Below are 20,721 nucleotides of genomic sequence, written 5' to 3' on the forward strand. Positions count from 1 at the left end.
CCGATACGGAGGAGACGTTGTTCCGGGAAATGCTCAGATCCAAGATTCATCGTGCCACGGTGACGCAGGCAGACCTGCACTACGTCGGCTCCATCACGATCGACCGCACCCTGCTCGACGTGGCCGACCTGCTGCCCGGCGAGAAAGTCGACGTGCTTGACGTGGACAACGGAGCCCGGCTGTCGACGTACGTCCTGGAGGGTCCGCGGGACAGCGGCCTCATCGGGATCAACGGCGCCGCCGCCCACCTGATCTCCCCGGGGCATCTCGTGATCATCGTGGCCTACGCGGTGCTGGCCGATGAGGCGGCGCGGCGGCTGCAACCGCGGATCGTCTTCGTCGACGGCGACAACCGGCTGGTCCAGGCCGGCACCGACCCGGCAAAAGTGCCGGACGGGTACGGACTGCTCCGGGGTGACCTGACTGCCAGCGGTTCGGTGGGTGAGTCGGCATGGCAGTGACCACCGACCCCGGCATGCTGGTCGACCTCGGGGCCGCCGAGCGCACCACCGCCCTGTTCGACTACTTCAGCGCCCGGTTCGCGGAGCGGATCGGCGCCGGCTCGCAGCCCGGTGTCGTCGAGGTCTTCGGATACGACGAGGCGGTCCGCGTCCTCAACGACCACCACACCTTCTCCAACGACTTCTCCGGCCTGATCCCGCCGAACGAGGCCCAGCTGGCCCTCGTCGCTCGGGGCAACCTGGCCGGCACCGACCCGCCCCGGCACGCCCTGCTGCGCGCCCTGGTCAACCAGGCATTCACGCCGCGGATGATCGCGCGCCTGGAGCCGTGGATCGCCGGCCTCGCCGGCGACCTGGTCGACCGGGCGCTGGCCACCGCCGCCGACGGCACGACCGTGGACCTGATCCGGGACGTCGCCAGCCCGCTGAGTGCCACCGTGATCGCCGAGCTGTTCGGGGTGCCCCGCGAGGAACAGCGGATGTTCTGGGGCTGGTCGGACCAACTGCTCGGGGCGCGCCCGGACGGTGCGCTGGGCGTACCGGACGAGGAGGCGATCCGCCGTCGCGCCGCCCTGGTCCAGGAGGCCGGGGGATACCTGCTCGCGCACATTCGCGGTAAGCGGCAGCACGGCGGCGACGACCTGACCACCGCACTGACCAAGGCCGAGGTCGACGGGCAGGCGCTCACCGACGAGGAGATCATGGGGGTGATCGGCATGTTCCTGATCGCCGGGCACCTGCCCACCTCGCTGCTGATCGGCAACACCGTCACCTGCCTGGACGAGCACCCGGAGGCAGCCGCCGCGCTGCGCGCTGACCCGGCCGGGCTGGACACCGCGATCGACGAGGTGCTGCGCTGGCGGCCACCGCTCGTGCGTGACCAGCGGATCACCCGGACCGAGACGAAACTCGGCGACCAACTGGTGCCGCCCCGGACGATGGTGGTGGTCTGGGTGGCTTCGGCCAATCGCGACCCGGAGCACTTCACCGAACCGGCCCGGTTCGATCCGTCCCGCCGCCCGAACCGGCACCTCACCTTCGGTCGCGGTATCCACTTCTGTATCGGCGCGCCGCTGGCCCGGCTGGAGACCTTGATCGCCCTGCGTGCCCTGCTGGAACGCACCGGCGAGATCACCGTCGAGCGTGACGGTGTACGGCTGCACCGGTCGATCGGCATGCTCGGCCCGGTCCGCCTGCCGGTTCGACTGACCGCCGCCACCGGGAAGGCCGCCCCATGAGGATCCTGTCGATGGCGGCTCCGGCCTCCGGCATGTACCTACCGACCGTGCCGCTGGCCTGGGCCCTGCGCGCGTCCGGGCACCAGGTGCTGATGGCCAACAACGGCGACGCCGCGGCCACCACCGCCCGGGCCGGGCTCCCGGTAGTCGCGGTCTGCCCGGACCGGGACGTGTTCACCGAGTTCCTCGCCGCCGGCCCGCCCGCCGGCCCACCCGGCTTCAACCTCGGCCTCTTCGGCGAGGCCATGCTCGAGGACCTGCTCCGGCATGCCCGTGCGTTCCGACCGGACGTGGTCCTGGCCACCCTGGAACAGGGTGCTGGCCCGCTGGTGGCGGCTGCGCTCGGGGTGCCGCTGGTGGAGCAGAGCGTCCGGCTGGCCTGGGCCGGTCCGGACGAGCAGGCCGTCCAGTACCGGGCCGGGGCAGCCGCGCGGCTGGAGCCGGTACGGCGGCGACTCGGGCTGCCCGAGCCGGCCGAGGCGAGCGCGGTCGTCGACGTACGCCCGCCCAGCCTCGGTGGCCGCGACGAGCCGGGCGTGTGGCCGATGCGGTACGTGCCGTACAACCACGGCCTGGTCCTGCCGGAGTGGCTGGCCGAGCCGCCGGTTCGCCCGCGGATCTGCGTCACGCTCGGCAGTTTCCTGCCCGGCCCGGCCGCTGCTCGGCTCGGCGAGCTGATCACAGCTCTGTCCACTCTGGACGCCGAGATCGTGCTGGCCCTCGGCGATGCCGACCTCTCCGCGCTGGGGCGGCTGCCGCCCTCGGTCCGGCCGGCTGGCTGGGTACCGCTCGACGCGCTGCTGCCGTCCTGCGCCGCGATCGTGCACCACGGCGGCGCGGGCACCTCGTTCGCCGCGCTGGTTGCCGGGGTGCCGCAACTGGTGCTGCCGCGCGGCGCCGACCAGCCGGCCAACGCCGCGGTGGTCGACCGGCGTGGGGTCGGTGTGGCGCTCGACCCGCGTACCGCCGACGGCGCCGAGCTGTTGCGTGCCGCGCGTCGCACCCTGGTCGACCCGGACCTGCGCGCGGTCGCTGCCGAGGTGGCCGCCGAGATCGCAGCGCTTCCCTCGCCGGCCTCGGTCGCCTCCCGGATCGCTGGCCTCGGCACGGGGCACCCCTCCGAGGCGGTCGTCACCGTCGCTGGGTGAACGCGCCTCGCACCCGAATCCGCCGTCTCCCGGAACCCCGATTGTGGTGATCTTGATGGTTCAGTCGACCAGCCGCCGTCCCCTGACCGCCGGGCAGTCCGGCATGTGGTTCTTGCAGCAACGGGATCCGCAGAACCCGGTCTTCGTTGGTGGGCAGTACCTCGAGATCGAGGGCGCCGTCCGATCCGATCTGCTGGACGCCGCCGTCGAGCGGGTCGTCGCGGAGAGCGGCGCCCTGCGGTTGCTGTTCGTTGTGGACGGCGACGAGCCGTACCAGGAGGTGGTGGAGCGACCGTGGATCCGCCAGCCGGTGGTCGACCTGAGCGGCCGGCCGGACCCGTGGGCCGAGGCGCGGCGCTGGATGGACGCCGAGATGGCCCGCCCGATCCGGCTGGACCGGGACCGGCTGTTCTTCTCCGCACAGCTGATCCTGGCCCCGGACCGGCACCTGTGGTTCCAGCGTGGTCACCACATCGCCGTGGACGGGTATTCGTCGGCGCTGCTGGCCGGCCGGGTCGCGGAGATCTACACCGCGCTGATCGAGGGGCGACCGGTGGAGGAAGGCAGCCTCGGCAGTTTCGACTGCGTCCTGGAGGACGACGAGGCGTACCGGGCAGCGCCGCAGCGCGAGCAGGACCGCGAGTACTGGCTCGACGTGCTGCGGGACCGTCCCGACGCCCCGGCACTGGGCGGCCCCGTGATCACCCCGTCCCGGACCTTCCACCGGGTCCAACTGGACGTGCCGCAGGAGACCGTCGACGGGCTGACCGGACTGGCCCGCGCGGTACGCACCGGCGCCCCAGCGGCGGCCGGCGCCGCCCTGGCGCTCTACACCTCCCGGGTGACCGGCCTGGACGACGTGCTGCTCGGGCTGCCGGTGGCGGCCCGCAACGGCAAACAGATCCGGCGAACCACCGGGATGTTGGCGAACGTGCTGCCGCTGCGGCTGGCCGTCACCCCCGGCATGCCACTGGGCGACCTGGTCCGCGCGACCGCGGAGCGGATCCGGCTGGCACTGCGGCACCAGCGGTACCGGTTCGAGGACCTGCGCCGCGACCTGCGGCTGCCGATGGGCCAACGGCTGTTCGGGCCGTCGCTGGACATCCTGCGCTTCCAGGACGACCTGCGGTTCGGCCCGCACCGCGCCACCGTGCACATCCTCTCCAACGGCCCAGTCGACGACCTGAACGTCTCGGTCTACAGCGGCGCCCACATCGACGGCTGGCGGGTCTGCCTGGACGCCGACTCGGATGCCTATCGACTCGGCGACGTGCGGATCCACGCCGAGCGGTTGGGCCGGGTGCTCACCGCGATGGCCGAGGCGCAGCCGCAGACCCCGCTCGCCGCGATCGAGTTGACCTCTGCGCAGGAGCGGCAATCGCTCTTCGCGGCCGGGACCGGACCGCGCCGGGCGGTCGACGAGACCGGTGTGGTGGGCATGTTCGAACGGCAGGTGCGGCGCACACCGGAGGCGCCGGCTGTCTCCGCCGACGGCACCACCCTGACGTACGCCCAGCTCAACGCCCGGGCGAACCGGCTGGCCCGCTGGCTGGTGGCCGCTGGCGCAGAACCGGAGCGCTACGTCGCGCTGTCGCTGCCGCGCACCACCGACCTGATGACCGGACTGCTCGGGGTGCTCAAATCGGGTGCCGCGTTTCTGCCGCTCGACCCGGAGCACCCGGCAGACCGGACCAGATACATGTTGGAGCTGGCCGACCCGATTCAGACGCTGACCGAGGAGGTGATCGCCGAGGCGATCGGCGGGGACACACCGGACAGCGATCTGATCGACGCGCAGCGGCGCGCTCCGCTGCGACCGCAACATCCGGCGTACGCGATCTTCACCTCCGGATCCACCGGGCGCCCGAAGGGCGTCGTGGTGCACCACCATGGCCTCGCCGACTTCCTCCAGTGGGCGGTCGGCTTCGTCGGCCCGGCCGACCTGGCCAGGATGCTGGCCAGCACGTCGACCACCTTCGACCCGTGCATCCTGGAGCTGTTCGCCCCGCTGGTCTGCGGCGGCCACGTGGAGCTGCTGTCCGGCCCGCTGGCGCTCGGCGACGCGCCCCGCTCCGGCACGTACGCCACCATCGTCCCCTCGGTCTTCACCGCGCTCACCCGCGACCGTGATCTGGACCTGCGGGTACACACCGTCGGCTCGGTCGGCGAGGTGCTGCCCGCCGAGGTGGTACAGCGGCTGCGCGAGCTGATTCCCGGCTGCCGGGTCGCCAACCTGTACGGCCCGACCGAGTCCACCGTGTACGCCACCGCAGCCGTGAGCGCCGACGGCGTCCCCGGCATCGGCGAACCGCTGCCGAACCTGGACGTCTATGTGCTCGACGGCCACCTACGCCCGGCCCCGCCCGGCGTCGTCGGCGAGCTCTACGTGAGCGGCGACGGTCTGGCCCGCGGCTACCTGAACCGTGTGGGGCTGACCGCGGAGCGCTTCGTGGCCTGCCCGTTCGGCGAACCGGGCCGCCGCATGTACCGCACCGGCGACCAGGCCCGGTGGACCCCGGACGGCCGTTACGAGTACATCGGCCGAGTCGACGACCAGGTGAAGGTCCGCGGCTTCCGGGTCGAGCCCGGCGAGGTCGAGGCGGTGCTGGCCGCCGTGCCCGGGGTCGCCCGCGCGGTGGCCGTGCTCCGCCGCCGCCAACTGGTCGGATACGTCGTGCCCGGGCCCGGCGCGGTCCTCGACCCGGTGGCCGTGCGTGAGCAGGCCGCCCGGCGGCTACCCGGTTACATGGTCCCGGCCGTGGTGACCGTCCTGGACGAACTGCCACTGACCGCCAGCGGCAAGCTGAACCGCCGGCTGCTGCCCGACCCCACCCCGCTCGGCGGCCGTGAGCCGGCCACCGAGCCGGAACGACAGCTCTGCGCCCTGGTCGCCGAGGTGCTGGAGCTGGACCGGGTCGGCGTCGACGACGACTTCTTCGCGCTCGGCGGTAACTCGCTGCTCGCGCTGCGGGTGGTGAACCGGGCCCGGGTGCTGCTCGGTGTCGACATCGAGATGAGCGAAATCTTCGACACCCCGACCGTCGCGGCGCTCGCGGCGACCGCCGCGACGTCCGCCCCGACGCGACCGCGGTTGCGCCGCCGGACGACCACCGCCGAGGAGATCCTCAATTGATCCCGCTCTCCTACGCCCAGCGCCAGCTGTGGTTCGTCAACCGGCTCGGACAGGATGGGGCGGCGTACCACGTCCCGGTGGCGGTGCGGCTCTCCGGCACGCTGCACCGGGAGGCGCTGCGCGAGGCCGTACGGGACCTGGCCGACCGCCACGAGGTGTTGCGGACCGTGCTGCCGGAGCGGGACGGGGTGCCGTACCAGCGGGTGACCACGGCCGACGCGATCGAGGTCCGTGCGGCCACGGTCACCGAGCCCGACCTGGCCGCGGCGATCGACGCCGAGGTGTCCAGGCCGTTCGACCTGACCGCCGAGCTGCCGGCCCGGGCGGTCCTGTTCACCCTCGCCGACGCCGATCATCTGCTGCTGTTCGTGGTGCACCACGCGGCCGCCGACGGCTGGTCGATGGGTCCGTTGGCCCGCGACTTCGCCACCGCGTACGCGGCCCGCGCCGCTGGCACCGACCCGACCTGGCACGAGCTGCCCGTCCAGTACGCCGACTACACCCTCTGGCAGCGTGAGCTGCTCGGCGACCCAGCGGACCCGGCCTCGCGACTGGCCCGGCAGTTGGCGTTCTGGCGCGCCACGCTGACCGGCGCTCCGGTCGAACTGGAGCTGCCCACCGACCGACAGCGCGGCCGGCAACCGTCCGGCGCCGGCGGCTCCGTCCCGCTGCGGATCGGCGCCGACCTGCACCGTGCCCTGGCCGAGCTGGCCCGCCGGCACCGGGCGACCACGTTCATGGTGCTACAGGCGGCGCTCGCCGCGCTGCTGACCCGGCACGGTGCCGGGCCGGACATTGTGCTCGGCAGCCCGATCGCCGGCCGCGTCGACGACGCGCTGCACGACCTGGTCGGCCACTTCGTCAACACGCTGGTGTTCCGGATATCCACCGACGGCGAGCCCAGCTTCGGCGAGTTGCTGGACCGGGTACGCGACGTGGACCGCGCCGTCTACGCCCACGCCGATGTGCCTTTCGAGCTGCTGGTCGAGGAGCTGAACCCGCCGCGCTCGCTCGACCGGCATCCGCTGTTTCAGGTGATGCTGGCGGTGCAGGACCGTGCCGAACACCGCCTCGACCTGCCCGGTGCCACCGGGACCGCGTGGCTGGTCGACACCGGCGCGCTGCCGTACGACCTGGCGATCAACCTCGACGAGTCCTGGTCGCCTGGCCGGGTGCCGGCCGGGATCGAGGGCCGGCTGCGCTACTCGGCGGCGCTCTTCGACGAGCAGACCGCAGCTGCGCTGGCCGGCCGCCTCGTCCGGATGCTGGAGCAGGTGGCCGCCGACCCCGGCCACCGAGTCGGTGAGCTGGACCTGCTCACCGACGCCGAGCGCCGACAGTTGCAGGACTGGCACGGGCCGGTCTCGGACGGGCCGGCGCCGACCGTGGTCGAACTCTTCGCCGCGCAGGCCGTGCGTACCCCCGACGCGGTGGCGGTGCAACACGAGGGCGAGACGCTTACCTACGCTGAGCTGGACGCGTGCTCGGACCGGCTGGCTCGGATACTGGCCGGGTACGGCGCGGGGCCGGAGCGGTTCGTGGCGGTGGCCCTGCCGCGCTCGCCGGACCTGGTGGTGGCGCTGCTGGCGGTACTCAAGTCGGGGGCGGCGTACGTGCCGATCGACCCGGACTACCCCGCCGACCGGGTCGCCTACATGCTCGCCGATTCGGCTCCGCTACTGCTGGTAACCACCGGCGACGCGGTCCCCGGCGCCGGAGTACCCACGCTGCGGATGGAGGCGCTGCCCGAGGCCGGTCCGGTCGCGCTGCCCGCTGTCGGGCCGCAGCACCCGGCGTACGTCATCTACACCTCCGGTAGCACCGGCCGCCCGAAGGGGGTGGTGATCGAGCACCGAGCGCTCGCCGTCTACCTGCGGCACGCCGGGCGGGCGTACCCGGCCGCGTCCGGCATCACTCTGTTCCACGCGTCGGTCTCCTTCGACGCCTCGGTCACCACGCTGTTCACCCCGCTGACCCGAGGGGGCCGGGTTCGGCTGGTCCGCCTGGACGACGGCACCGCCAGGCTGGGGGAGCCGCCTACCTTCGCGAAGATCACCCCGAGCCACCTGCCGCTGCTGGAGGCGCTGCCCGCCACCGCGTCGCCGACCGAACTGCTGATCGTCGGCGGTGAGGCGCTCACCGGTGCGGCGATCGGTCGCTGGCGCGGCGCGCATCCAGGGGTGGTGGTGGTCAACTCGTACGGACCGACCGAGACCACGGTGAACTGCGTCGAGCACCGGCTGGAGCCCGGCGACCCGCTGCCGGACGGCCCGGTGCCGATCGGCCGTCCCTTCCCGGACACCCGCGTGCACGTCCTCGACGAGCACCTGCGACCGGTGCCGCCGGGTGTGCCCGGCGAGCTGTACGTCGGTGGCGCGCTGGTCGCCCGCGGCTACCTGTACGCCCCGAGCCGCACCGCCGAGCGGTTTGTCGCCGATCCGTACGGACCGCCCGGCACACGTATGTACCGCACCGGTGACGTGGTCCGCCGCGACCGCGACGGGGTCCTGGTGTGCGTCGGCCGAGCCGACGAGCAGGTCAAGATCCGTGGCTTCCGGATCGAGCCGGGCGAGATCCGGGCGGCGCTGCTTGCCTGTCCGGGCGTGGCGCACGCCGTCGTCCGGGTCCGGGTGCCCGAGGGAATCCGGGCCGGTGAGGGCCAGATCCTGGCGTACGCCGTGGCCGAGAACGGCACCCCGCTCGACGGGGCGGCACTGCGCGAGCGGCTCGCCGGCACCCTACCGGCGTACATGGTCCCGGCCGTGGTGCTGCCGATCCCCGAACTGCCCCGAACCCCCAGCGGAAAGCTGGATGTGGCCGCGCTGCCGGAACCGGACTTCGCGGTGGCCCGCGGATCGGACCGCCCGTCCGGGCCGGACGAGACGATCGTCGCCGGCATGTTCGGCGACCTGCTCGGGGCTACCGAGGTTGGAGCGGAGGCCGACTTCTTCGCCCTGGGCGGACACTCCCTGCTCGCCACCCGGTTGGTCAACCAGATCCGCGAGGTGCTGCGGGTCGAGCTGCCCCTGCGCGCGGTGTTCGAGGCGCCGACCGTACGCGCGCTGGCCCGCCGCATCACCCGAGCGCCCGGCGCCCGGCCCCCGCTGACCGCCGAGGCCGGTCGCGGTGACAGCGCGCCACTCTCCTTCGCCCAGCAGCGGCTCTGGTTCCTGAGCCGGATGGACGCCGGAAACACCGCCTACAACGTGACCCGGGTGCTGCGGCTGGCCGGGCACGTCGACCCGGCCGCGCTGGCCGCTGCGGTCACTGACGTGGTGGCCCGGCACGAGGCGCTGCGCACTGTCTTCCCGGAGCGGGACGGCACCCCCGTGCAACGGGTGCTGCCGGTCGCCGAGGCGGTGGTCCGGCCGGTGCTCGCCGACACCACGCCCGGGGAACTGCCTGCGGTGCTGACGGCGGCCGCGCGCGTGCCGTTCGACCTGACCGGTGAGGTGCCGCTGCGGGTCCACCTGTTCACCCATGGGCCGGACGAGCACACGCTGCTGCTGATGATGCACCACATCGCCGGGGACGGCTGGTCGATGGCGCCGCTTGCGCGCGATCTGGGCACCGCGTACGCCGCCCGGCTCGACGGTCGGGACCCGGACTGGGCGCCGCTGCCGGTCCAGTACGCCGACTACGCGATCTGGCAGCGCCGCCTGCTCGGCAACGAGGACGACCCGGACAGCGCGATGGCCCGCCAGATCGCACACTGGCGGCGCGCCCTGGACGGCATCCCCGAGGAGCTGACCCTTCCGGCCGACCGGGCGCGGACCGCCGCCGCCACCTTCACCGGCGGCGCCGTCGAGTTCAGCACCGGTCCGGACCTGCACGCCGGCCTGCTTGCCCTGACCCGGCAGCGGCGCGTGAGTCTGTTCATGGTGCTTCAGGCGGCGGTTGCGGGCCTGCTCACCCGGCTGGGGGCGGGTACCGACATTCCGGTCGGCACCCCGGTCGCCGGCCGGACCGACGAGGCGCTCAAGGATCTGGTGGGGTTCTTCGTCAACACGCTTGTGATGCGCACCGACACCGGTGGCGACCCGCGCTTCACCGAGCTGCTGGACCGGGTCCGGGACACCGCCCTGGCCGCGTACGCCAACCAGGACCTGCCGTTCGAGCGGCTGGTGGAGGTGCTCAACCCGGCCCGGCTGCTCTCCCGGCATCCGCTGTTCCAGGTGTTTCTGGCCCTCCAGAACAACGTCACAGCGGACCTGGATTTCCCCGGCCTGACCGTGACACCGGAACCGGACGTGACCGGCACCGCAAAGTTCGACCTGGCGTTCAATCTGCACGAACGGTTCGGCCCGGACGGTGCGCCGGCCGGCCTCGGCGGCTGGGTCGAGTACGGCGACGACCGCTTCGACCGGGCCACCGCCGAGATCCTCGTGCAGCGCCTGACCCGCCTGCTGGCTGCGGTGGTCGCCGACCCCGGGGCCCGGCTGGGTGCACTCGACGTGTTCACTGCGGCCGAGCACACCTGGCTGCCCGGCGTCGCGGCGCCCAGCGGCGCGGTCACCCGTCCCGGCGAGACGCTGACCGCCAGGTTCGCAGCCCGGGTGGACGCTGCCCCGGACGCGGTGGTGGTGCGTTGCGGCGACGAGGCACTGACCGGCCGTGAGCTGTCGACCCGGTCCGCCCGGCTGGCCCTGCTGCTGACCGGTGCCGGTGTCGGCCCGCGCGACCGGGTCGCGGTGTTGGTCGACCGCTCGGTGGACCTGCCGGTGGCGATCCTGGCCGTGCTCAAGGCCGGGGCGACGTACGTACCGCTGCACGAGGCCCACCCGCCGGACCGGCTGCGCTGGGTGCTCGCCGACTCGGGCGCGGTGGCGCTGATCGCCGACCCGGTGAACCGGCGGCGGCTGGGCGACACCGACCTGCCCACGCTGGACCCGACCGAGGCCCACGCCAGCCTGCCCACCGCCCCGGACGTGCCGGTCCACCCGGAGGATCTCGCCTACGTCATGTACACCTCCGGCTCGACGGGCGGTCCCAAGGGCATCGGGGTCCCGCACGCCGAGGTCGTCCGGCTCGCCACCGACCCGTGCTGGCGTCCCGGCCACCACGACCGGGTGCTGATGCACGCCCCCTACGCCTTCGACATCGCCAACTACGAGTTCTGGGTGCCGCTGCTCGGCGGCGGTGAGGTCGTCCTCGCCCCGCCCGGCCGCCTCGACCTGGCCGGCCTCGGCGACCTGATCAGCCGGTACGGTCTGACCTCCGCCCACTTCACCGCCGGCCTGTTCCGGGTCGTCGCCGACGAGAACCCGGCCGGGCTGTCCGGTCTGCGCGAGGTGCTGACCGGCGGCGACGTGGTCTCCCCGGCAGCCGTCGCCCGGGTCCTGGACGCGGTTCCCGGCGTGATCATCCGTCACCTGTACGGCCCGACCGAGGCCACCCTGTGCGCCACCCAGCACGAGGTTCGTGCCCCGTGGACGCCGGACCGGCTGCTGCCGATCGGCCGCCCGCTGACCGACCGCCGCTTCTACCTGCTCGACGCGGCCCTGCGCCCGGTGCCGGTCGGCACGCTCGGCGAGGTCTACCTGGGCGGCACCGGCCTGGCCCGCGGGTACGACGGCCGCCCCGTCGCCACCGCGCAGCATTTCGTCGCCGACCCGTACGCCAGCCCGGGTGCTCGGATGTACCGCACCGGCGACCTTGCCCGCTGGAACCGCGACGGCGTGCTTGAGTTCCACGGCCGCGCCGATGACCAGGTGAAGATCCGCGGATTCCGGGTGGAACCGGCTGAGGTCGCCGCGGTGATCGCCCGGCACCCGGCCGTCGCCGAGGTGGAGGTGGTCACCCGCGTCGACGCGGACGGCGACCGTTACCTGGCCGGCTACGTCGTCCCGGCGGTCGCCGCGGTCGCCGGCGACCGCGGCGAGCGGCGCGTCGCCGAGTGGCGCCAGCTCTACCAGGTGATGTACGACAGCACCGGGCAGGTCCCGTTCGGCGAGGACTTCTCCGGCTGGAACGACAGCTACCGTGGTGGTCCGTTGCCCCTCGACGAGCTGCGAGAATGGCGCGATGCCACGGTCGGGCGGCTGGCCGGGCTGCGCCCGCGCAGGGTGCTGGAGATCGGCGCCGGCAACGGCCTGATTCTTTCGCGGCTGTCGCCGGGTACGGAGACGTACTGGGCGACCGACTTCTCCGCAGCCGCGGTGGACGCCCTGCGCGCCGGCACCGCCGGCGCCGAGCCCGGCCGGTTCGAGCTGCGGGTCCAGGCCGCAGACGACTTCCGCGGGCTGCCGCGTGACCATTTCGACCTGGTCGTGCTCAACTCCGTTACGCAGTACTTTCCGGATGCCGCGTACCTGCGCCGGGTCCTCGACGGTGCGCTCGATGCGCTCGCCCCGGGCGGCGCGCTCTTCGTCGGCGACGTGCGGAACCGAACCTTGGCCCGGACCTTCCACTGCGCGGTGGAGTTGTCCCGGTCGGCGCCCGGCCGGGATCCGGCGGAGCTGCGTCGGGCCGCCGACCGGCGGCTGCTGCGCGACAAGGAGCTGCTGGTCGCGCCGGAGTTCTTCGCTGCCTACGCGGCCGAGGTGGGGGTGAGCGCCGATCTGCGAATCAAGCCGGGCCGGGCGCACAACGAGATGACCCGGCACCGGTACGACGTCCTGCTGCGCCCGACCGCCCCGCCCGTGGGCGAGGCCGCGACCCACGCCTGGGACACGCTGCGCGACGGCCTCGCCGAGGTGCCCGCGCTGCTAACCGCCACCGACGGGCCGCTGCGGCTGACCGGTGTGCCCAACGCCCGGCTCGCCGCCGAACTGGCCGCCGCCCGTGCGCTCGCCGACGGGCGGCCCACGGTCGAGGCGCTGGAGGCGCTGGAGGTCGCACCGTCCGCCCCGGAGCCCGCGCTCTTCCAGGAACTTGCCACGCAACACGGGATGAACGCCCTGGTCACCTACACCTCCGGTGCACCGGACGGCCGTCTCGACGTGGTGTTCACCGCCGGACCGACGCAGGCGGGCGCGTTCGGTCCGTCCGTCCGCCTGGCCCGGGCCGAGACGTACGTCAGCGACCCGGCCCTGCTCGCCGAGGCCGACGACCTGCTCGCCGAAGTGCGTAGCGACCTGCGCGACCGGCTGCCCGACTACATGGTTCCGGCAGCCCTGGCCGCCCTGGACCGGCTGCCGCTGACCCCGAACGGCAAGCTCGACCGGGCCGCCCTGCCGATGCCCGAGTTCACCGCACCCACCGCAGGCCGGGACGCCGCCGACGCCGCCGAGGAGATCCTCTGCGGACTCTTCGCCGACCTCCTCGGCCTTCCCCGGGTCGGCCCGGACGACGATTTCTTCGCCCTCGGCGGCCATTCGCTGCTGGCCACCCGGCTGGTCAACGCGATCCGCGCCGGCCTGGGCGCTGAAGTCCCGCTGCAGGCGGTCTTCGAGGCGCCCACCGCCGCCGGCCTGGCCCGGCACCTGGGTGGCGATGCCTCGGCCCGCGCGCCGCTGGCCCCGGCGCCGCGCCCGGCGTCGATCCCGCTCTCCTACGCGCAGCGGCGCATGTGGTTCCTCAACCTGTTGGAGGGCGCCACCGGTAGCTACCACATCCCGATCGCCGTGCGACTGCGCGGACCACTCGACCCGGCTGCGCTCGCCGCGTCGGTCACCGACCTGGTCGCCCGACACGAGGTGCTCCGGACCGTCTATCCGGACCAGGACGGCGAGCCGACCCAGAAGATCCTGGACCCCGCCCAGGCGCGGGTCGAGGTGCCGGTGTGCGCGGTACCGGAGAACGAGTTGGCCGAGACCGTACGGGCGGTGGCCCGGACGCCGTTCGACCTCACCGTGGACCTGCCGCTGCGGGCCGCCTGCCTGCGTGTGGGCGCGTGCGACCACGTCCTGCTGCTGGTCCTGCACCACATCGCCGGCGACGGTTGGTCGGTCGCCCCGTTGGTACGCGACCTCGGACTCGCCTACGCGGCCCGTGCCGCTGGCCACCCGCCCCGGCTGTCACCGCTGCCGGTCCAGTATGCCGACTACACCCTGTGGCAGCGGCGGACCCTCGGCGACGAGGCCGACCCGGGCAGTCTCGCCGCCCGCCAGCTGGCCCGGTGGGCCGAGCGTCTGGCCGGGCTGCCCGAGGAGATCGCGGCCCCCCGGGACCGGCCCCGTCCAGCCCAGCCCAGCTTCGCCGGCGAGGCGGTGACGTTCCAACTCGGCGCGCCCGAGCATGCCACCCTGCTCCGGCTGGCCCGGGAGACCCGGACGACGCTGTTCATGGTCGCCCACGCCGGTCTGGTCACCCTGCTGCACCGGCTCGGGGCGGGCACCGACATCCCGCTCGGCACCCCGGTCGCCGGTCGGCTCAGCGGCAGCCTCGACGGCCTGGTCGGCTTCTTCGTCAACACCCTGGTCCTCCGGGTCGACCTGGGCGGCGACCCGACCGTGGCGCAGCTGCTGGACCGGATTCGGGCCATTGACCTGGAAGCGTACGCCAACCAGGACGTGCCGTTCGAGCGCCTGGTCGAGCTGCTCAATCCGCCCCGATCACTGGCCCGGCACCCACTGTTCCAGGTGATGCTGGCGCTGCAGAACGGACCGGACGCGGGCGGTTCGATGGCCGGCTCCGCCTGGCAGGCGCTGCGGCTGCCCGATGTCGAGGCCGTACCGCTCCCGGTTGAGCTTGGCCGCGCCAAGTTCGACCTCAATCTGAGCCTCGCTGAGGAGTTCGACGAGCACGGCACGCCGGCCGGGGTGGCCGGACGGTTGGAATACAGCACCGAGCTGTTCGACCGGGCCACCGCCGAGCGCCTGGCGGCACGCTTCGTGGCGGTGCTCACCCAGCTGGCGGCTGCCCCGGACCGCCGCATCAGCGAGATCGACGTGCTCGGCGCGGCCGAACGGGAGTTGGTGCTGGCCCTGTCCCGAGGGCCAGCGAGACCGGTCGAGCCGGGCGACGTCGCCACCCGGGTGGCCGAGCACGCCGCGGCCAGCCCGGACGCGGTGGCGGTATGCAGCGGCGGCGAGCGGCTGACGTACGCCGAACTCGACCACCGCGCCACACGACTCGCCCATCACCTGCGGGGGCGCGGCGCGGCACCGGAACGGTTCGTGGCCCTGGCCCTGACCCGCTCGACCGCTACCGTGGTGGCCCTGCTCGCGGTGCTGCGCAGCGGTGCCGCCTACCTGCCGCTGGACGTCTCCTATCCGCCCGAGCGGCTGGAGTTCATGCTGCGCGACGCCGCGCCCGCGCTGGTGGTCACCGACCGGGGCGCCGTCGGCGGTCTGCCGCCGGTGACCGTGCCGGTGCTGGTCCTGGACGAGCCCGGGACGCACGCCGCGATCGCGGCCGAGCCGGCGACGCCGCTGCCCCCGGTGGACCTCGCGCACGCCGCATACGCCATCTACACCTCCGGCTCCACCGGCACCCCCAAGGGGGTTGTGCTCTCCCGCCGCAACCTGGCCGACCACATCGCCTGGGCGGTCGGCGAACTCACCCCGGCCGGCCTGGCGCGGGTGCTCGCCTCCACCTCGCTCAGCTTCGACGTCTCGGTGTTCGAGCTGTTCGCGCCGCTGGCCGCCGGCGGCACCGTGGAGGTGGTCAGCGACCTGCTGGAACTGGCGGACCGCGGGTTCCGCGGCACGCTGATCAGTGGCGTCCCGTCGGTCCTCGCCCGGCTGGCCGAGGCCGGCGAACTCGACATCCGGGCCGACCTGGTGGCGTTCGCCGGCGAGGCGCTGACCGGCACGGTGGCCGAGCGGGTGCGCGCTGCGGTGCCCGGTGCCCGGATCGGCAACTTCTACGGCCCCACCGAGGCGACCGTGTACGCCACCGCCGCGGTGGCGACGGCCGGCGAGGTACCGGGCATCGGCCGGCCGCTCACCAACACCGAGGCTTACGTGCTGGACGAAATACTGCGTCCGGCCCCGGTCGGCGTGGTCGGCGAGCTGTATCTGGCCGGTACGGGGGTGGCCCGCGGTTACCTGGGTCGGCCAGGTCTGACCGCACACCGCTTCGTGGCCTGTCCGTACGGCCCACCGGGCCGACGCATGTACCGCACCGGCGACCTGGTCCGCTGGACCAGCGGGGGCGAGTTGGAGTATCTGGGCCGTGCCGACGACCAGGTCAAGGTCCGCGGTTTCCGGGTGGAGTTGGGCGAGGTCGAGTCGGTGCTGGCCGCCGCGCCCGGCGTGGCCCGGGCTGTGGTCGTGCTACGCGACCAGCGGCTGGTCGGTTATCTGGTGCCGGAACGCGGTGCCCGGCCGGAACCGGCGCAGGTGCGGGCGGTGGCCGCGGCCCGCCTGCCGGGCTACATGTTGCCGGCGATCCTGCTGGTCTTGGACGAGCTGCCGCTCACCCCGACCGGCAAGCTGGACCGGCGCACCTTGCCCGACCCAGCGATGACGGCGCCCGGCACCGCCCGCCGGGCGCCGGCCACGGCCCGGCAGGAGCTGCTGTGCCGCATCTTCGCGGAGACCGCCGGAGTGCCCGAGGTCGGCGTCGACGACAACTTCTTCGAGCTCGGCGGGCACTCGCTGCTGGCCGTCCGGCTGGTCAGCCGGATCCGCGCGGAACTGGGCGTGGAGCTGCCGATCCGGGCGTTCTTCGAGTCGCCGACCGTGGGTGCGCTGGAGCGGGCGCTCACCGTGGCCGACCCCGGGTTGCCGCCGCTGCGCCCGGCCGCGCGTCCGCAGTACCCGCCGCTGTCGTACGCCCAGTGGCGGATGTGGTTCGGTAACCGGTTCGGGCGGGAGGGTGCGGCATACCACCTGCCGGTCGCTGTGCGGTTGACCGGCACGGTGGACCGGGAGGCGCTAGCCGCGGCGGTGCGGGACGTGGCGGGACGCCACGAGGTGCTGCGGACCGTGCTGCCCCAGCACGGCGGTGTGCCGTACCAGCGGGTGCTGAGCCCGGACGCGGTCGGCCTGCGGGTGGTCGAGGTCGGTGCCGGCGGCCTGCTGCCCGCGGTGCGGGCTGCGGTCGGAGAGAGTTTCGATCTGCGTACGGACGTACCGCTGCGCGTGTCGCTGTTCACGGTCACTCCGCAGGACGCGGTCCTGGTGCTGGTCGTGCACCACGTCGCCATGGACGGCTGGTCGGCGGGTCCGCTGGCGCGGGATCTCGCCGAGGCGTACGCGGCCCGCCGCGACGGCCGGTCACCCGCCTGGCAGCCGCTGCCGGTGCAGTACGCCGACTTCGCGCTCTGGCAGCGCGGCCTGCTGGGCGAGGCCGAGGATCCCGGCTCGCGCCTGTCGCGGCAGTTGGACCACTGGCGGCGGGCCCTGGACGGGCTGCCAGCCGACCTGAACCTGCCAGCCGACCGGCCCCGACCAGCGGTGGCCGACGGCCTCGGCGGCACCCTGCAACTGACGATCGGCGCCGACGTGCACCGCCGGCTCACCACGCTGGGCAGGGCCGAGGAAGTCACCGTCTTCATGGCCCTGCATGCGGCGCTTGCCGCCCTGCTCACCCGGCACGGCGCGGGCACCGACATCGTGCTCGGCAGCCCGGTGGCCGGTCGCGCCGACCGCCGCTTGGAAGACCTGGTCGGCCTCTTCGTCAACACCCTGGTGCTGCGAGTCGACACCGCTGGCAACCCGACCTTCCGGGAACTGCTGCGCCGGGTCCGCGACGCTGACCTGGCCGCGTACGCCCACCCCGACCTGCCGTTCGAACGCCTGGTCGAGGAGCTGAACCCGGTCCGGTCCCTGGGTCGACACCCGTTGTTTCAGGTCATGTTCGCCATGCAGGGCGGCGAGCCGGAGCCGCTGGAACTGGCCGGGCTCACCGTGGCCCCGCTGGAGCTGAATCTGGGCGCCGCCAAGTTCGACCTGGAGTTCAACCTGACCGAACGTTTCACCGCCGGTCGGGAACCGGCCGGTATCACCGGCGTGGTCGTCTACCGGACCGACATGTTCACCCGGGCGACGGTGTGCGGGCTGCTGGACCGGTTGGTGCTGCTGCTCGACGGGTGTACCACCGATCCGGGCGTATCGATCGGGAACCTGGACCTGATCACCAGGGCTGACCGGGAGATCCTGGCCGGGGCCCGCGCTGCCGGCGGCGCGGCCGCGCCCGTCGCGCGGACCCTGCCGGAGCTGTTCGCACAGCAGGTCGCCGCGACACCGGACCGGATCGCGCTGCGCTTTCCGGGTGGCACCATGACCTACCGCGCGCTGGACCGGCGAGCCACCCGGCTGGCCAGGGAACTGGTCCGCCGGGGCGCCGGCCCGGAACAGGTGGTTGCGGTGGCCCTGCCGCGCTCGCCGGAGTTCGTGGTCGCCGTGCTCGGCGTGGTCCGCAGCGGCGCCGCCTACCTGCCACTGGATCCGGACTATCCCGGCGAACGCATCACCATGATGTGGAACGACTCGGGGGCGCGACTGGCGGTGGCCGACGCGCAGACCCGCGACGCCCTACCGGCCGACGCGCAGGTGGTGATCGGCGAGCCCGTCGGCGACCCGGACGGGGCCACGCTGCCCGGCCCGCTGCCGGACCATCCGGCGTACGTCATCTACACCTCCGGATCGACCGGGCGCCCCTCCGGCGTCCAGGTAACCCACAGCGGTCTGGCCGCTCTGGCCGCCGGACAGATCGACCGGTTCCAGGTCACCCCGGACAGCCGGGTGTTGCAGTTCGCCTCGCCGAGCTTCGACGCCTCGCTCTCCGAGATCTGCATGGCGTTGCTGGCCGGCGCCACCTTGGTGCTGGCCCCGGCGGAGCGGTTGCGTCCCGGCGCGCCGCTCGCGGCGTTGGCCGAGCGGGAGGGAATCACCCACCTGACGCTGCCGCCCGCCGCGCTCGCGGTGATGCGGCCGCCGATGCTGGCCGGCGTGCGCACCCTGGTCACGGCGGGGGAGCAGGTCGACGCGGAGTTGGTGCGCCGGTGGGCGCCGGGGCGTCGCCTGATCAACGCGTACGGCCCGACCGAGACGACGGTCTGCGCCACCATGAGCGGCCCGCTCGACCCGGACGGCGGCGGGCCGATCGGCACCCCGATCACCGGCACCAGTGTGCACGTCCTGGATGCCCGACTAGGCCCGGTCCCGCCCGGAGTCGTCGGCGAGCTGTACGTCGCCGGCCCCGGCCTGGCCCGTGGTTACCTGAACCGTCCCGCGCGCACCGCGGCCCGCTTCGTCGCCGACCCGTACGGTGCCCTGGGCAGCCGCCTGTACCGCACCGGCGACCTGGTTCGCTGGGACCGCGACGGCCGGCTGCACTTCGTGGGGCGCACCGACGATCAGGTGAAACTGCGCGGGTTCCGGGTGGAGCCGGGTGAGGTGGCGGCCGTGCTCGGCACCCACCCACAGGTGCGCCTGGCCGCCGCTGTGGTCCGCCACGACCGTGCCGGCGATCCCCGGCTGGTCGCGTACGCCGAGCCGCACCCCGACGTCACACCCAGCCCCGACCTGCTGCGCGCCTTCCTGGCCGAGCGCCTGCCGGGCCACCTCGTGCCGGCGTTCGTGGTGCCGGTGACGCGGATCCCGCGTACCCCGAACGGCAAGCTGGACCGGCGCGCACTACCCGCACCCCTGGTGTCCGGAAAGGATGCCGGTCGCTTGCCCCGCACCGAGCGGGAGAGGCTGCTCAGCGCAGCGTTCAGCGAGATTCTCGGCGAGCCGGTGACCGACATTGACGCTTCCTTCTTCGACCTCGGCGGGCACTCGCTGGCTGCCACCCGGCTGGTCGACCACCTGCGTGAGACTGCGGGCCTGGAGATCGGGCTGCCGCTGCTGTTCGAGCAGCCGACCGTGGCCGGGCTGGCCGCGCGGCTGGACGACGGCACGGCAGTGGACCCGTTCCGGGTGGTGGTGCCGCTGCGCGCCACCGGTCGGGCTCGTCCGCTGTTCTGCCTGCCGCCGGCGATCGGGGTGGGCTGGGCGTTCCGCACGCTGCCCGCGCTGCTCGACGAGGACCAGCCGGTGTACGCCCTGCAGGCCGCCGGCCTGGTCGCCGCACCGGGCGGGCTGCCGGAGTTGATGGAGGGGATCGCCGAGGCGTACCTGGAGCACATCCGGGCGGTACAGCCTTCCGGGCCGTACCGGCTGCTCGGCTGGTCGGCCGGTGGGCTCGCAGCGCACGCCGTGGCGCAGCGCCTACAGGCCGCCGGCGAGCGGGTCGAACTGCTGGCGATCCTGGACGCCTATCCGCTGGCCGGTGCCACCACGCCGGTCGACGCCGATCCGGGCGACTGGGCGGTCCGCTTCCGCCGTGAGTTGGAGACGGCGGGGCCCGGTGCCCGGGAGCAGCTGGCCCGGCTCGGCTTCGTCTACCGCGCTCAGGTGGACGCCGCCCGGCGCTTCGTACCGGGCCTGGTCACCGGCCCGGTGTTGCACGTCGCCGCAGCCAAGACCAGGGCTGACGGCCTACTGCGGGCCGACAGTTGGCTGCCGTACGTGGCCGGCGAGATCGAGTTCTGCGAGATACCCGGCGGCCACGAGGAACTGCTCGAACTGCCCTCGGTAGCCGACCTCGCCGCCCTGCTCGCCGCACGGCTGCGCATCGCTGCGGAGCACACCACTGATGCACAGCGTGCGGACCATCTCACTGAAGAAAGTGGCGACGCATGACCAACCCGTTCGAGGACCCGGACGGCACCTACCTGGTGCTCTGCAACGACGAGGAGCAGTACTCGCTCTGGCCGGTCTTCGCCGAGGTGCCCGACGGCTGGCGGCCGGTACACGGCGAGGACAGCCGGGAGAACTGCCTGCAGTTCATCGAAACCACCTGGACCGACATGCGGCCGCGGAGCCTGCGCCTGACCACCGACGCGCCGTAACCCGTCTCGCAAC

General features: G+C 73.5%; 6 protein-coding genes. All 6 read left to right on the top strand.

The window, feature by feature from the left end:
• The first annotated feature begins 17 nt into the window (after nt 1–17).
• The 6 genes from panD to AC507J_RS24365 are packed head-to-tail and all read left to right on the top strand — an operon-like array spanning nt 18 to nt 20,708.
• Entirely contained in the window at nt 18–461 is a 444-nt protein-coding gene (gene panD, locus AC507J_RS24340; RefSeq protein WP_496291550.1) for an aspartate 1-decarboxylase, read from the top strand.
• Nucleotides 452–1,699 (top strand): cytochrome P450, encoded by a 1,248-nt coding sequence (locus tag AC507J_RS24345; protein ID WP_496291512.1) that lies wholly within the window; start codon nt 452–454, stop codon nt 1,697–1,699. Before panD ends, AC507J_RS24345 begins: the two co-directional genes overlap by 10 nt.
• An 11-nt stretch (nt 1,700–1,710) precedes the next feature.
• Nucleotides 1,711–2,847 (top strand): nucleotide disphospho-sugar-binding domain-containing protein, encoded by a 1,137-nt coding sequence (locus AC507J_RS24350; RefSeq protein WP_496291513.1) that lies wholly within the window; start codon nt 1,711–1,713, stop codon nt 2,845–2,847.
• 55 nt (nt 2,848–2,902) lie between these two features.
• Complete coding sequence (locus tag AC507J_RS24355) at nt 2,903–5,980, top strand: amino acid adenylation domain-containing protein (RefSeq protein WP_496291514.1); 3,078 nt, start codon at nt 2,903–2,905, stop codon at nt 5,978–5,980.
• Nucleotides 5,977–20,499: an amino acid adenylation domain-containing protein gene (locus AC507J_RS24360; RefSeq protein ID WP_496291515.1), complete on the top strand. Its 14,523-nt coding sequence runs from the start codon at nt 5,977–5,979 to the stop codon at nt 20,497–20,499. The genes AC507J_RS24355 and AC507J_RS24360 overlap by 4 nt, the downstream gene beginning before the upstream one ends.
• Complete coding sequence (locus AC507J_RS24365) at nt 20,496–20,708, top strand: MbtH family protein (protein WP_496291516.1); 213 nt, start codon at nt 20,496–20,498, stop codon at nt 20,706–20,708. The genes AC507J_RS24360 and AC507J_RS24365 overlap by 4 nt, the downstream gene beginning before the upstream one ends.
• The last annotated feature ends 13 nt before the right edge of the window (nt 20,709–20,721 follow it).

Source organism: Micromonospora sp. PRAS1 (assembly GCF_059553435.1).

Excerpts from the sequence above, each read along its gene's own strand:
- AC507J_RS24345 (WP_496291512.1), top strand. The coding sequence starts at position 452 with ATGGCAGTGACCACCGACCCCGGCATGCTGGTCGACCTCGGGGCCGCC.
- AC507J_RS24350 (WP_496291513.1), top strand. The coding sequence starts at position 1,711 with ATGGCGGCTCCGGCCTCCGGCATGTACCTACCGACCGTGCCGCTGGCC.
- AC507J_RS24355 (WP_496291514.1), top strand. The coding sequence starts at position 2,903 with ATGGTTCAGTCGACCAGCCGCCGTCCCCTGACCGCCGGGCAGTCCGGC.
- AC507J_RS24365 (WP_496291516.1), top strand. The coding sequence starts at position 20,496 with ATGACCAACCCGTTCGAGGACCCGGACGGCACCTACCTGGTGCTCTGC.